This window comes from Metabacillus schmidteae (genome assembly GCF_903166545.1).
In the GTDB taxonomy this organism is placed as follows: domain Bacteria; phylum Bacillota; class Bacilli; order Bacillales; family Bacillaceae; genus Metabacillus; species Metabacillus schmidteae.
This window is the reverse complement of record NZ_CAESCH010000001.1, coordinates 311,794-324,063: the sequence shown is the minus strand read 5'-3', so window position 1 is coordinate 324,063 and position 12,270 is coordinate 311,794. Positions and strand designations below refer to the sequence as shown.

General features: G+C 35.4%; 11 protein-coding genes. 10 read left to right on the top strand and 1 reads right to left on the bottom strand.

All coding sequences use genetic code 11. The annotated features are described in order from the left end of the window. Positions 1-32 precede the first annotated feature (32 nt). Positions 33-1,385: a chromosomal replication initiator protein DnaA gene (gene dnaA, locus HWV59_RS01470; protein WP_175637932.1), complete on the bottom strand. Its 1,353-nt coding sequence runs from the start codon at positions 1,383-1,385 to the stop codon at positions 33-35. A 598-nt stretch (positions 1,386-1,983) separates the two neighbouring features. On the opposite strand from dnaA, the gene rpmH reads away from it, so the two are divergent. The 10 genes from rpmH to HWV59_RS01420 all read left to right on the top strand — a co-directional run bounded on the left by rpmH (position 1,984) and on the right by HWV59_RS01420 (position 12,183). Then, on the top strand, positions 1,984-2,118 hold the full coding sequence (gene rpmH / locus HWV59_RS01465; RefSeq protein WP_026561635.1) for a 50S ribosomal protein L34: 135 nt from the start codon (positions 1,984-1,986) through the stop codon (positions 2,116-2,118). A gap of 296 nt (positions 2,119-2,414) precedes the next feature. After that, positions 2,415-2,759 carry a ribonuclease P protein component gene (gene rnpA, locus HWV59_RS01460; protein ID WP_175637931.1) on the top strand — a complete coding sequence of 115 codons (345 nt, stop codon included), beginning with the start codon at positions 2,415-2,417 and terminating at the stop codon, positions 2,757-2,759. 150 nt (positions 2,760-2,909) lie between these two features. Next, the gene (spoIIIJ, locus tag HWV59_RS01455) at positions 2,910-3,677 is read left to right on the top strand and encodes a YidC family membrane integrase SpoIIIJ (RefSeq protein WP_175637930.1); all 768 of its coding nucleotides are present in this window, start codon (positions 2,910-2,912) and stop codon (positions 3,675-3,677) included. Beyond that, positions 3,674-4,300 carry an RNA-binding cell elongation regulator Jag/EloR gene (jag, locus tag HWV59_RS01450; RefSeq protein ID WP_175637929.1) on the top strand — a complete coding sequence of 209 codons (627 nt, stop codon included), beginning with the start codon at positions 3,674-3,676 and terminating at the stop codon, positions 4,298-4,300. The genes spoIIIJ and jag overlap by 4 nt, the downstream gene beginning before the upstream one ends. A gap of 360 nt (positions 4,301-4,660) precedes the next feature. Then, on the top strand, positions 4,661-6,046 hold the full coding sequence (mnmE, locus tag HWV59_RS01445) for a tRNA uridine-5-carboxymethylaminomethyl(34) synthesis GTPase MnmE (protein ID WP_175637928.1): 1,386 nt from the start codon (positions 4,661-4,663) through the stop codon (positions 6,044-6,046). Between the two features lie 29 nt (positions 6,047-6,075). Further along, entirely contained in the window at positions 6,076-7,965 is a 1,890-nt protein-coding gene (gene mnmG / locus HWV59_RS01440; protein ID WP_175637927.1) for a tRNA uridine-5-carboxymethylaminomethyl(34) synthesis enzyme MnmG, read from the top strand. A 16-nt stretch (positions 7,966-7,981) separates the two neighbouring features. Further along, positions 7,982-8,698, top strand: a complete 717-nt coding sequence (gene rsmG / locus HWV59_RS01435) for a 16S rRNA (guanine(527)-N(7))-methyltransferase RsmG (RefSeq protein WP_175637926.1) — start codon at positions 7,982-7,984, stop codon at positions 8,696-8,698. Positions 8,699-9,030: 332 nt separating this feature from the next. Further along, the gene (noc, locus tag HWV59_RS01430; protein ID WP_102231800.1) at positions 9,031-9,900 is read left to right on the top strand and encodes a nucleoid occlusion protein; all 870 of its coding nucleotides are present in this window, start codon (positions 9,031-9,033) and stop codon (positions 9,898-9,900) included. Positions 9,901-10,583: 683 nt separating this feature from the next. Beyond that, positions 10,584-11,345: a ParA family protein gene (locus HWV59_RS01425; RefSeq protein WP_102231821.1), complete on the top strand. Its 762-nt coding sequence runs from the start codon at positions 10,584-10,586 to the stop codon at positions 11,343-11,345. After that, entirely contained in the window at positions 11,338-12,183 is an 846-nt protein-coding gene (locus HWV59_RS01420; RefSeq protein WP_102231799.1) for a ParB/RepB/Spo0J family partition protein, read from the top strand. The genes HWV59_RS01425 and HWV59_RS01420 overlap by 8 nt, the downstream gene beginning before the upstream one ends. Positions 12,184-12,270 lie beyond the last annotated feature (87 nt).

The window sequence follows — 12,270 nt, the reverse complement described above, 5'->3', positions numbered from 1 at the left end:
TACGAGTTATTCACATTATTCATCCAAAAAAATTAAGATCCTTTTAATAGACCTGCTATTTCTTTTAACTGTTTTTGTAATTGTTCATCAGTTTGAAGCATCTTAGAGATTTTTTCATGAGCATGAATGACAGTTGTATGGTCACGTCCTCCAAATTCCTCACCAATTTTCGGAAGTGAAGAATCGGTTAATTCTCTAGATAAATACATTGCAATTTGTCTAGGGAAAGCGACTGACTTTGTTCGTTTTTTCGCTTTAAAATCTTCTAATTTAACTTGAAACTCCTGTCCAACTATACGCTGAATATCACTAATTGAAATCATTTTAGGCTTTGAGTTAGGGATAATATCTTTTAATGCTTCAGCAGCTAAATCTGCATTTATATCTTTATTTATAAGAGAAGAATAGGCGACAACACGAATTAAAGCACCTTCTAATTCTCGAATATTTGAATCGATTTGGTTTGCAATATATAGCATCACTTCATTAGGGATATCAAGACCTTCAGCTTTCGCCTTTTTCCTAAGGATAGCAATTCTTGTTTCTAAGTCCGGTGGAGTAATATCTGTAATTAACCCCCATTCAAAGCGGGAGCGGAGTCGATCCTCTAATGTTGGGATTTCCTTAGGCGGTCGGTCACTTGAAATGACAATTTGTTTGCTTTCTTCATGAAGTGTATTAAAAGTATGGAAAAATTCCTCTTGTGTTTGTTCTTTTCCTGCTAAGAATTGAATATCATCAATTAATAACACATCAACACTTCTATATTTATTTCTAAATTCGACAGTTTTATTGTCTCTAATCGAATTAATAAATTCATTTGTAAACTTTTCAGAAGATAAATAGACAACCTTTGCAGAAGGCTTATGATCAATTACATAATGACCGATTGCGTGCATTAAATGAGTTTTCCCCAGTCCGACTCCTCCATAGATAAACAAGGGATTATATGCTTTAGCTGGTGCTTCAGCTACTGCAAGTGAGGCTGCATGTGCAAAGCGGTTGCCGGACCCTATTACAAATGTATCGAATGTATATTTAGGATTTAGCATATTTTGCGGTAATTCGGTGTGTTCCTCATCGTTTTTATTCATTTGCTTAATAGGTGAATTTGGAACAAAATCATCATCCGTTTGGTTTTGGGGAATAATAAATTTTATCGCAAACTCTTCACCGGTTAATTGATAGATTGAATCTGCTATTAAGTGTAGGTATCGGGATTCTAACCAGTCTCTGGCAAATTCATTTGGAGCAGTAATCGTTAAAGTGTCTCCTTGAATTCCATGAGCTTTTGTTGATTTAAGCCATGTCTCAAAGCTGGGCTTGCTTATTTTTTTTTCGATCTCTGCCAAAGCTTTGTCCCATAACTCAGATATATTCTCCATTTATGCTGTGTCCCTCCTTTGCCAAAACGTTCTCTGTATAACAATTGTACAAGCCATGGATGTCCATGTATAAACATGCAAAAATAGACGAATGTGAATAAATATATAATATAGTAGAAAAACGTCTTTTCGACAAAACTCACGAGTTGTGGACAACAAATTACACAACCTGTTCATAAACTTTCCACATGTTATCCACAGTCTGTGGATATATTAAAAATGCTAATAGTTTATTAAGAGTGAAAACACAAATATAATATCAGAATAAAACTAGATATGCAACGGTTTTTACAAACTTATCCACACAATTAATCATTTGTTAAAATAAATTGTCCACAACAGTAAAACTTGTGAAAAACTTGTCGATAACAGTTGTGGATAGTGAAGAATCGTGTCGAAAAAATATCCACAGGTTGACGTGTAGAAGGGTTGAGAGTTTTTTGAAAATGAATTGATTGTTTTTTTAATCTAGTATTAAAGGAGATAAAGAAAATTATCCAAAATGAAAATATATGTTGGTGGTTGACAATTTATGTGGTAGGTAACTATAATTAGTAAGACTGTCTTTAACTGTTATTCCTCAGGGAGGTGTCAATATATGAAACGTACTTATCAACCAAATAAACGTAAACGTAGTAAAGTTCATGGTTTCCGTAGCCGTATGAGCACAGCTAATGGACGTAAAGTTCTTGCTCGCCGTCGTCGCAGAGGAAGAAAAGTATTATCAGCATAGGCCACTGAAAAGTCAGTGGTCTCTTTTTTTAAGTAAGGCTGATTTTCGTAAAGATTGTTGATTTTGAATACTTTTGTTATCAAAAGTGGAATGAACGTAAAAAACAACAAAGTATGCGAAGACAGCCTTAAATAAAATGTATGATGAGGCACTTAAACAGAGTAATTTACATAAATGGTCCAAATGAAGTGGATAGATCAGAATGTAAACAAGTTTAAATCAGGTTTAATTCAGATATAATGATGGTGATTATTCTGTTGTTGACATGATAACAGAACAAACCGGAGTGAAGAGAAATGAAACGGAAGTACAGAATTAAGAAAAATAAGGATTTTCAAGTTGTCTTTAAAAGAGGAAAGTCCATAGCAAATAGACAGTTTGTTCTTTACATTTTGCCTAAACCGGAAGAAAAGGAATTTCGGATTGGTTTATCAGTAAGCAAGAAGATAGGAAATGCTGTTACACGGAATAAAGTTAAGCGTTTAATTCGACAAGTTTTTTTAGAAGAAAAGCATCGAATTGCAACTGGCAAAGAATTCATCATTATTGCCAGGAAACCAGCTGCAGAAATGAATTACCACGAGGTAAAAGGCAGCTTGAACCACTTATTTAGAAAAGCTAAAATCTATCAAATAAAATAGATGATGAAAATTGTTGAAATTATATGAATAAAAACTTCATAAGACAAAACAATTCTATGAATAAAAGTGTTAAGATATCTACTATGTGGAACTTTTTCTATCTTTTAACGTACAAAGAGGGTATCAATTATTAATTAGGAGGAAAAAGGTTTGAAGAGGCGCATATTATTATTTGCAGGTTTAGTAGGGATCCTAGCCCTATTATCTGGTTGTACGGAAGTAAATGTTCCGATTACATCTGAAAGTGAAGGGTTCTGGAATTCGTACATTGTTTATCCTTTATCACAACTTATTACATATGTTGCAGAGATAACTGGTGATAATTATGGGATTGCAATCGTTATTGTTACACTTATTATTCGATTGGCCATTCTACCATTGATGATCAAACAAATGAAAAGTTCAAAGGCAATGCAGGCAATTCAACCAGAAATGCAAAAATTAAGAGAAAAATACAGTTCAAAAGATCAACAAACTCAACAAAAACTTCAACAGGAAACAATGGCTTTGTTCCAGCAACATGGTGTAAATCCACTTGCAGGTTGTTTTCCTTTAATAATTCAGATGCCAATTTTAATTGGGTTCTATCATGCGATTATGAGGACTGAAGAGATCGCACAGCACAATTTCCTATGGTTTGATTTAGGAGAAAGAGATCCATACTTTATCTTACCGCTGGTTGCAGGTGTTACAACATTTATTCAACAAAAATTGATGATGGCTGGTACTGCTAATCAAAATCCGCAAATGGCTATGATGCTATGGCTTATGCCAATTATGATTATTGTCTTTGCTATTAGTTTCCCTGCAGCTCTTTCTTTATATTGGGTAGTTGGTAATATTTTCATGATTGTTCAAACTTACTTTGTAAAAGGTCCTGAAATAAAGGCCTCAAAAGATGGAGGAAACAAAAAGTGAAGGAAGTAACTGCTAATGGACTAACTGTCAATGAAGCAGTAGAGGAAGCGTTAAAGCAATTGCAAGCGAAAAGAGATGAAGTTGAGGTTACAATTCTTTATGAAGGTAAAAAAGGCCTTTTCGGAGTTTTTGGAAAAAAACCTGCCAGTGTCAAAGTAAGACTGATTCAAAATCCAATGAAAATTGTACATGCTTTTTTATCAGATATCGTACAAAAAATGGGGATTAATGCAGATATTGATGTGAAACAAACCGGAAAAACGATCAACATTCAACTATCTGGAGATAAAATGTCAGTGCTGATTGGAAAAAGAGGACAAACATTGAATTCTTTACAATATCTTACTCAATTAGTTGCTAACCGCAACTCCAATCACTACATACAGATTATTTTGGATGCAGAAAATTATCGAGAAAAAAGAAAAGAAACATTAAAACTGTTAGCAGAAAAGTTAGCCAAGCAAGTAATTCGTACCTCGAAAAATGTTTCTTTAGAGCCAATGCCTTCTTCTGAACGAAAAGTAATTCATGCTGCACTTGCTGAATTTAGAGAAATAAAAACATATTCAGTAGGTGAAGAACCAAACAGACACTTAGTTATATCACCCAAAAAAAGAGGATGACAAATTCATCCTCTTTTTTTTATCCTTCTTATTACTATATTAATAAAGCATTCCTATAAGAAACCCACCCTCATATTAGACATTCATTAACCTATATATTTTCTACCAATTATTTATCATGCCTAATTTCAGACCACTTTTTTTGTGAGGATCTATTTACTATGTGTTCAGCAAATATTGTTATTAACATGTGGATAAGTTAAAATAAGTAGAGGTATTAAGATAGTGGATAAAAAGATGTGGATAAAATAAATTGTTTTTTCTTTCTTATGAAAACGAAATATGCTATCTTTAAAATTTGGCCGAGTGTAATAAAAAGAAAATTGTTTATATAAATGAAAGAGAGAGGTGGTCGTAGCGATGGAGTTAGATACAATCGCAGCGATATCAACGCCTTTAGGAGAGGGAGCTATTGCAATTGTTCGATTAAGCGGTGAAGATGCTATTCAGATTGCAGATAAGCTATTTAAGGCTCCTTCAAATAAAAGGTTAGCAGAAGTTGACTCCCATACGATCCATTACGGACATATGATTGATCCTTCAACAAATAATATTGTTGAGGAAGTAATGGTTTCCTTAATGAGAGGACCTAAAACATTTACAAGAGAAGATGTAGTCGAAATTAACTGTCATGGTGGAATTGTGACGGTTAATCGAGTGCTGCAACTAGTGATACAAAATGGAGCAAGACTTGCAGAACCAGGAGAATTTACGAAACGAGCATTTTTAAATGGTCGAATTGACTTATCACAAGCAGAAGCTGTAATGGATTTAATTCGTGCAAAAACAGATCGGGCAATGAATGTGGCATTAGGACAAATGGAAGGGAAATTGTCTAAGCTTGTTCAAAAATTAAGACAAGAGATATTAGAAACACTAGCCCATGTTGAAGTCAATATTGACTACCCTGAATATGATGATGTAGAAGAAATGACCCACCAAATGCTTATAGAAAAGGCAACACTCGTAAAAGATGAAATAAGTAAGCTTTTACAGACATCTCAACAAGGGAAAATCTTAAGAGAAGGTCTCTCAACAGTTATTATTGGAAGACCGAATGTTGGAAAATCCTCCTTACTAAATAGCCTTGTCCAGGAAAATAAGGCGATTGTAACAGATATTCCCGGTACAACTAGGGATGTCATTGAAGAGTATGTAAATGTCAGAGGAGTTCCACTGCGTTTAGTTGATACAGCTGGGATCCGTGAGACAGAGGATATTGTCGAAAGAATTGGTGTAGAACGGTCAAGAAAAGTATTGAAGGAAGCAGATTTAATTCTGTTGGTATTAAATTATAATGAAGAGCTTTCTGAAGAAGATAAACAGCTATTTGAAGCTGTTAAGGGCATGGACATTATTGTCATCGTCAACAAAACCGATCTAGAACAACGAATTAATCTTGATCAGGTAAAAGAACTGGCAAATAGAAGACCTGTTGTGACTACATCATTACTAGAAGAACAAGGGATTGATGCTCTTGAGGAAGCAATTAGTGCACTATTCTTCAAGGGAAATGTTCAAAGTGGTGATTTAACATATGTATCAAATTCTAGACATATCGCATTATTAACTGCTGCTAAAACCTCAATTGAGGATGCATTAGTCGGAATAGATGCAGGAGTACCTATAGATATAGTGCAAATTGATCTGACCAGATGTTGGGAGCAATTAGGTGAGATTATTGGTGACGCTGTTCATGAGAGCTTAATTGATCAGTTATTCTCTCAATTTTGTTTAGGAAAATAAGAAATGCTTTTTAAAAAGGAGGTTACAAAATGACCTATCATGCAGGAAATTATGATGTTATCGTTGTTGGAGCTGGACATGCCGGGTGTGAATCAGCTCTCGCTTCAGCAAGAATGGGGGCTAAAACACTCGTCATTACAATTAATTTAGATATGGTTGCATTTATGCCTTGTAATCCATCTGTTGGTGGACCTGCAAAAGGGATTGTCGTTCGTGAAATAGACGCTTTAGGCGGAGAAATGGGTAAAAATATTGATAAAACACACATTCAAATGAGGATGTTAAATACAGGAAAAGGTCCAGCAGTGAGAGCATTACGAGCTCAAGCTGATAAATTTGCCTATCAACATGAAATGAAAAAGACGTTAGAAAATGAGCCAAACCTAACATTGCTTCAAGGAATGGTTGATCGCCTTATTGTTGAAGACGGTGTTTGTAAAGGAATCATAACTCAGACAGGAGCAGAATACTCTGCAAAAGCTGTTGTCATAACCACAGGGACATTTTTAAGAGGAGAAATTATCCTTGGAGAATTAAAATATTCAAGTGGCCCGAATAATCAACAACCTTCAATTAAATTATCAGAGCACTTACAAGAATTAGGTTTTGATTTAGTCCGCTTCAAGACTGGCACACCTCCACGTGTCAACAGTCATTCAATTGATTACAGCAAAACAGAAATACAACCAGGTGATGAGGTACCTAGGGCATTCTCATATGAAACAACAAAGTACATTACAGACCAGCTTCCATGTTGGCTAACGTATACAAGTGGAGAAACTCATAAAATTATTGATGATAATCTTCATCGTTCTCCAATGTATTCCGGAATGATCAAAGGAACTGGACCGAGATATTGCCCATCTATCGAAGATAAAGTTGTAAGATTTAATGATAAGCCACGCCATCAAATCTTTTTGGAGCCGGAAGGACGAAATACTCAAGAGGTTTATGTGCAGGGATTATCAACAAGCTTACCGGAAGATGTACAACAACAAATCTTGAAAACCATCCCGGGACTAGAAAAGGTTCAAATGATGAGAGCGGGATATGCCATTGAATATGATGCGATTGTGCCGACACAATTATGGCCAACACTTGAAACAAAATCAATTTCTTCTTTATATACTGCCGGTCAAATAAATGGGACATCAGGCTATGAAGAAGCAGCTGGTCAGGGATTAATGGCGGGAATTAACGCTGCACAAAAAGCTCTTGGAAAAGAAGAAGTTATCTTGAGTCGATCTGATGCTTATATTGGGGTGCTTATTGATGATTTGGTGACAAAAGGAACAAATGAACCTTACCGTTTGCTTACATCAAGAGCGGAATATCGCTTATTGCTACGCCATGATAATGCAGATTTACGTTTAACAGAAACTGGTCATAAAATTGGACTTATTTCAGAAGAGCGATACGAAAAGTTCAATCATAAAAAGAAAGCAATCGAGGATGAAAAAGAGAGATTATCTTCTACTATAATTAAGCCAAATCAAGAAACACAAAGTCTGATTGTTTCAGTTGGTGGAAGTGAATTGAAGGACGGAATTAAAGCAGCAGATTTACTTAAACGTCCTGAAATGACATATGAGCATATTGCTCAACTTGTACCGTCTGAGCAAGAAGTGAACTCAGATGTTGCGGAACAGGTCGAAATTCAGATCAAATATGAAGGATATATCGAAAAATCCTTACAGCAAGTGGAAAAATTAAAGAAAATGGAAAATAAAAAGGTTCCGGAAGATATCGATTATGATGATATAAATGGATTAGCTTCTGAAGCACGACAAAAGTTAAAAGAAGTTAGGCCTCTATCAGTTGCACAGGCATCACGTATAGCAGGTGTAAATCCTGCTGATATTTCCATTTTACTGGTATATCTTGAGCAAGGAAGAATAGCCAGAGTCTCTAATCAATAATAGAAAGGTTTTGAGCATGGATACTGCACTATTTCAATCAAGTTTGGCTGAGAAAGGGATTCATCTTTCTCAGCAACAGATGGATCAATTTGATAAATACTATAAGCTTCTAGTAGAATGGAATCAAAAAATGAATTTAACTTCTATTACGGAAGAAAAAGATGTTTACTTAAAACATTTTTATGATTCAATTTCAGCTGCGTTTTACTTTGATTTTTCAAAACCGCTTTCTATATGTGATGTGGGTGCTGGTGCTGGATTTCCAAGTATCCCAATTAATATTTGTTTTCCGCAATTGAACGTATCTATTGTAGATTCATTGCAAAAGAGAATTACCTTTTTGTCGCATTTAGCTAATGAATTAGGTTTGAAAAACGTTCAATTATTTCACGATCGTGCAGAAACATTTGGCCAAAATAAGCAATTCAGGGAAACTTATGACGTTGTAACAGCAAGAGCGGTGGCTAGATTATCTGTTTTAAGTGAGCTTTGCATACCATTAGTAAAAAAAGACGGATATTTTATTGCAATGAAAGGTTCTGCTGCTCAAGAAGAACTAGAAGCTGGAAAAAAAGCAGTAGGGACTTTAGGTGGTACCGTGCAACAAATTCATTCATTTGAGTTACCAATGGAAGAAAGTGAAAGAACCATTATCATTATTCAAAAAGAAAAACTAACTCCCAAAAAATATCCTAGAAAGCCTGGAACGCCTAATAAGCTTCCAATTGAGTAGATGTTTCACATGAAACATTTACTTCGTCGTTAGGAAATTATAAAATGCTTAAACTGTGGCTAAGCACACGACATCCAGCTCCGAAGCACAGGACGTGCAAGTGCAGTCAGTGCGACAGGACGTCGCGTGCTTTGACTGCCAGCGCCTAGCCCCTCTAGGGTCTAGCCAATTTAGAATTGAAGGCAAAGAACGCCTTCTATTCTAAATCGTCTTATTTGCCCGAGGCTGATCAAGGCGCTTGCGCTTTTGTTATTCTTTTCAGTATTTTGAAGGAAATAGTAATAGAAAGATAGAATATTAAAAATGGTAGTTTTTAAAGGTGGTGTAGGCTCATGAAGCATCCATTTTCTCGTTTTTTCGGTTTGGGAGAAAAAGAAGAAATAGAACAAATCGTTGTTGAGGAAGTTGAACAGGAAAATACAGCGGAAGAAATAAAGGAAGAGGTTAAAAAGATTCAAATTAAGGACATTGTACCTAACCGATTCCAGCCACGTACCGTTTTTTCAGATGAGAAAATTGAGGAGTTAGCTTTAACAATTCGTACACATGGAATCATTCAGCCTATTGTTGTACGAGAAGTTGACGGTAAGTTTGAATTAATAGCAGGAGAGAGACGTTGGCGTGCTGTACAAACATTGGGTTGGGATGTTATTCCTGCTATTGTTAAGGATTTCAATGATACAGAAACAGCAAGTGTTGCTTTAATAGAGAATCTGCAGAGAGAAGAATTATCTTCAATTGAAGAAGCTGTAGCTTATGCCAAGTTGCTTGAATTACATAATCTTACTCAAGAAGCTTTAGCTCAAAGGCTTGGGAAAGGTCAATCAACAATAGCAAACAAGCTACGATTATTAAAGTTGCCAGAAACAGTACAAGATTCACTGCTCAAGAAATTAATTACAGAACGTCATGCCCGTGCTCTTATTCCATTAAAAAATCCGGAATTACAAAATACTTTATTAGAAGAAATCATTCAAAAACAGCTTAATGTAAAACAAACTGAAGATAGAGTAGTTAAGCTGCTTGAGAAGAATAATGTAAAGCCTAAACCAAGACGGAAAGCATTTAGTAGAGATACAAGAATTGCTATGAATACAATACGTCAATCCCTAACGATGGTAGCAGATAGCGGTGTCAAGTTGAACACTGAAGAAGAAGAATTTGATGAATATATCCAATTTACAATAAAAATTCCAAAGTAGTTTCAATCCTTCTTATAAGCACTTATATGTTAAATAGATTATCTATTCTACGTATAGTTTGTTAGGTACTGGCTTTTGTCAGGCCTTTTTTCTTTTGAATTCTTTTATAGAATCGTTTCAGTTTTTGTCTTCTTAAGATTTTGAGGAATAGGGACTGTTGATCAATTTGCCCATGACATTCTGTGCTTCAGAGCAGGCAATAAAATAGCGGTTTAGGCGGGTCTCCACAATTACACAGTGCGCGCCTAAGGGCTCACAGTCTACCCAGGAAAAGCATACATCCATGCCCAATCAACTATGTATGTTTAAAAAAGAGCTTTTCACTAAGAGAAAATACCAAATTAAATAAATACAAAAAAATTCAAACCTTTCCTTCATTTTTCGTGATAAAATAAAAAATGGTGAAAAGGTTTGAATTTTGTAATATCAGGAAGTATAAAAAATTATACTTAGTGTAGTGTCTAGCTCCAGGCGCCGCAGCAAAGCACAAGATGTCCAAGTGCAGTCAATGCGGTAGGAAGCTGCGATTTTGACTGCCTCTAGGTCTAGTCAAATAGGAATTCCTATGCGCTTTATGCTTGTCGCCGAATGCTTAGCACCTTGCGCTTTTCTAATTTCCTACTCAATGTATTAGGTGTTTGTTAAATACAGCAGATCTTATGTTTATGAAAGTAGGTGACATCGTGGGAAAAATCATTGCGATTGCAAACCAAAAAGGTGGAGTTGGAAAAACAACAACATCAGTAAATTTGGGAGCTTGCTTAGCATACATCGGAAAGCGAGTGCTTCTTGTCGATGTTGACCCACAAGGAAATGCAACAAGTGGAATTGGCATTGAAAAAGCCGATGTCGAACATTGCATTTATGATATTTTAGTAGATGACGTAGAAGCAAAGGACGTCATTAAGCCAACAGCAGTTGAAAATCTTGATATTATTCCGGCAACTATCCAGTTAGCAGGTGCTGAAATAGAATTAGTTCCTACTATATCAAGAGAAGTTAGGCTGAAACGGGCACTTGAGGCTGTAAAAGACAACTATGATTATATGGTTATAGACTGTCCGCCTTCATTAGGACTGTTAACAATAAATGCACTAACCGCGTCTGATGCAGTCTTAATACCTGTACAATGTGAGTATTATGCATTAGAAGGATTAAGTCAGTTATTGAATACAGTTCGTCTGGTTCAAAAGCACTTGAATACGGATTTAACAATTGAAGGAGTCCTATTAACAATGCTTGATGCCAGAACAAATTTAGGTATTCAAGTTATTGATGAAGTGAAAAAGTATTTTCAAGATAAAGTATATAAAACGATTATTCCAAGAAACATTCGTTTAAGTGAAGCACCAAGTCATGGTCAACCTATTATCATTTATGATCCAAGGTCTAGAGGAGCAGAGGTTTATTTAGATTTGGCAAAGGAAGTGGTTGTAAATGGCTAGAGGATTAGGGAAAGGAATTAATGCTTTATTTACAAATGTTGAAGTCGGGCAGGAAGAGTCTGTCCAAGAAATAAAGATAAAAGAAATACGTCCGAATCCATATCAACCTCGTAAGGTGTTTGAACCGGATGCCATTAATGAACTAAAGGAATCAATTCTACAACATGGTGTTCTACAACCTATCATTGTTCGTAAAAGTATCAAAGGATTTGAAATTGTAGTTGGAGAACGTAGATATCGAGCTGCAAAAGAAGCAAAATTATCTGCTATCCCTGCTGTTGTCCGTGACCTAACGGAACAACAAATGATGGAATTAGCTTTATTAGAAAATCTGCAACGTGAAGATCTCTCTCCAATTGAAGAGGCTCAAGCATATCAAAAGCTGATGGAGCAGTTAAATGTAACACAAGAGGCATTAGCTAAAAGACTGGGGAAAAGTCGTCCGCATATTGCTAACCATGTTAGACTTCTTACATTACCTTCCAAAATTCAGCAATTAATTGCCGAAGGTAAACTTTCAATGGGACACGGTCGAACACTACTAGGATTGAAAAATAAAGAAAAGTTAAATGCGCTTGTTGAAAAAGTGATGAAAGAACAATTAAATGTTCGTCAATTAGAGCAGATCATCCAGCAGTTAAATAATAGTGTTCCACGTGAAACAAAGAAGAAACTGCCTGAAAAAGATGTATTCATTAAAGAAAGAGAATCATATTTACAAGAATACTTCGGTACATCTGTTACAATAAGTAAGCAAAAGAAAAAGGGGAAAATCGAAATAGAGTTTTTCTCTCAGGAAGATTTAGATCGTATTTTAGACTTGCTTGATAAGCAATAATAATATAGTAATATATTAACTACCAAGTGCTGACTAAAATAGTCAGTTTTTTTTTTGATGATAAACATTTAGAATGGAAGGTAATTA

Coding starts and splice junctions, on each gene's coding strand:
- dnaA (WP_175637932.1), bottom strand. CDS start 1,385: ATGGAGAATATATCTGAGTTATGGGACAAAGCTTTGGCAGAGATCGAA.
- rpmH (WP_026561635.1), top strand. CDS start 1,984: ATGAAACGTACTTATCAACCAAATAAACGTAAACGTAGTAAAGTTCAT.
- rnpA (WP_175637931.1), top strand. CDS start 2,415: ATGAAACGGAAGTACAGAATTAAGAAAAATAAGGATTTTCAAGTTGTC.
- mnmE (WP_175637928.1), top strand. CDS start 4,661: ATGGAGTTAGATACAATCGCAGCGATATCAACGCCTTTAGGAGAGGGA.
- mnmG (WP_175637927.1), top strand. CDS start 6,076: ATGACCTATCATGCAGGAAATTATGATGTTATCGTTGTTGGAGCTGGA.
- rsmG (WP_175637926.1), top strand. CDS start 7,982: ATGGATACTGCACTATTTCAATCAAGTTTGGCTGAGAAAGGGATTCAT.
- noc (WP_102231800.1), top strand. CDS start 9,031: ATGAAGCATCCATTTTCTCGTTTTTTCGGTTTGGGAGAAAAAGAAGAA.
- HWV59_RS01420 (WP_102231799.1), top strand. CDS start 11,338: ATGGCTAGAGGATTAGGGAAAGGAATTAATGCTTTATTTACAAATGTT.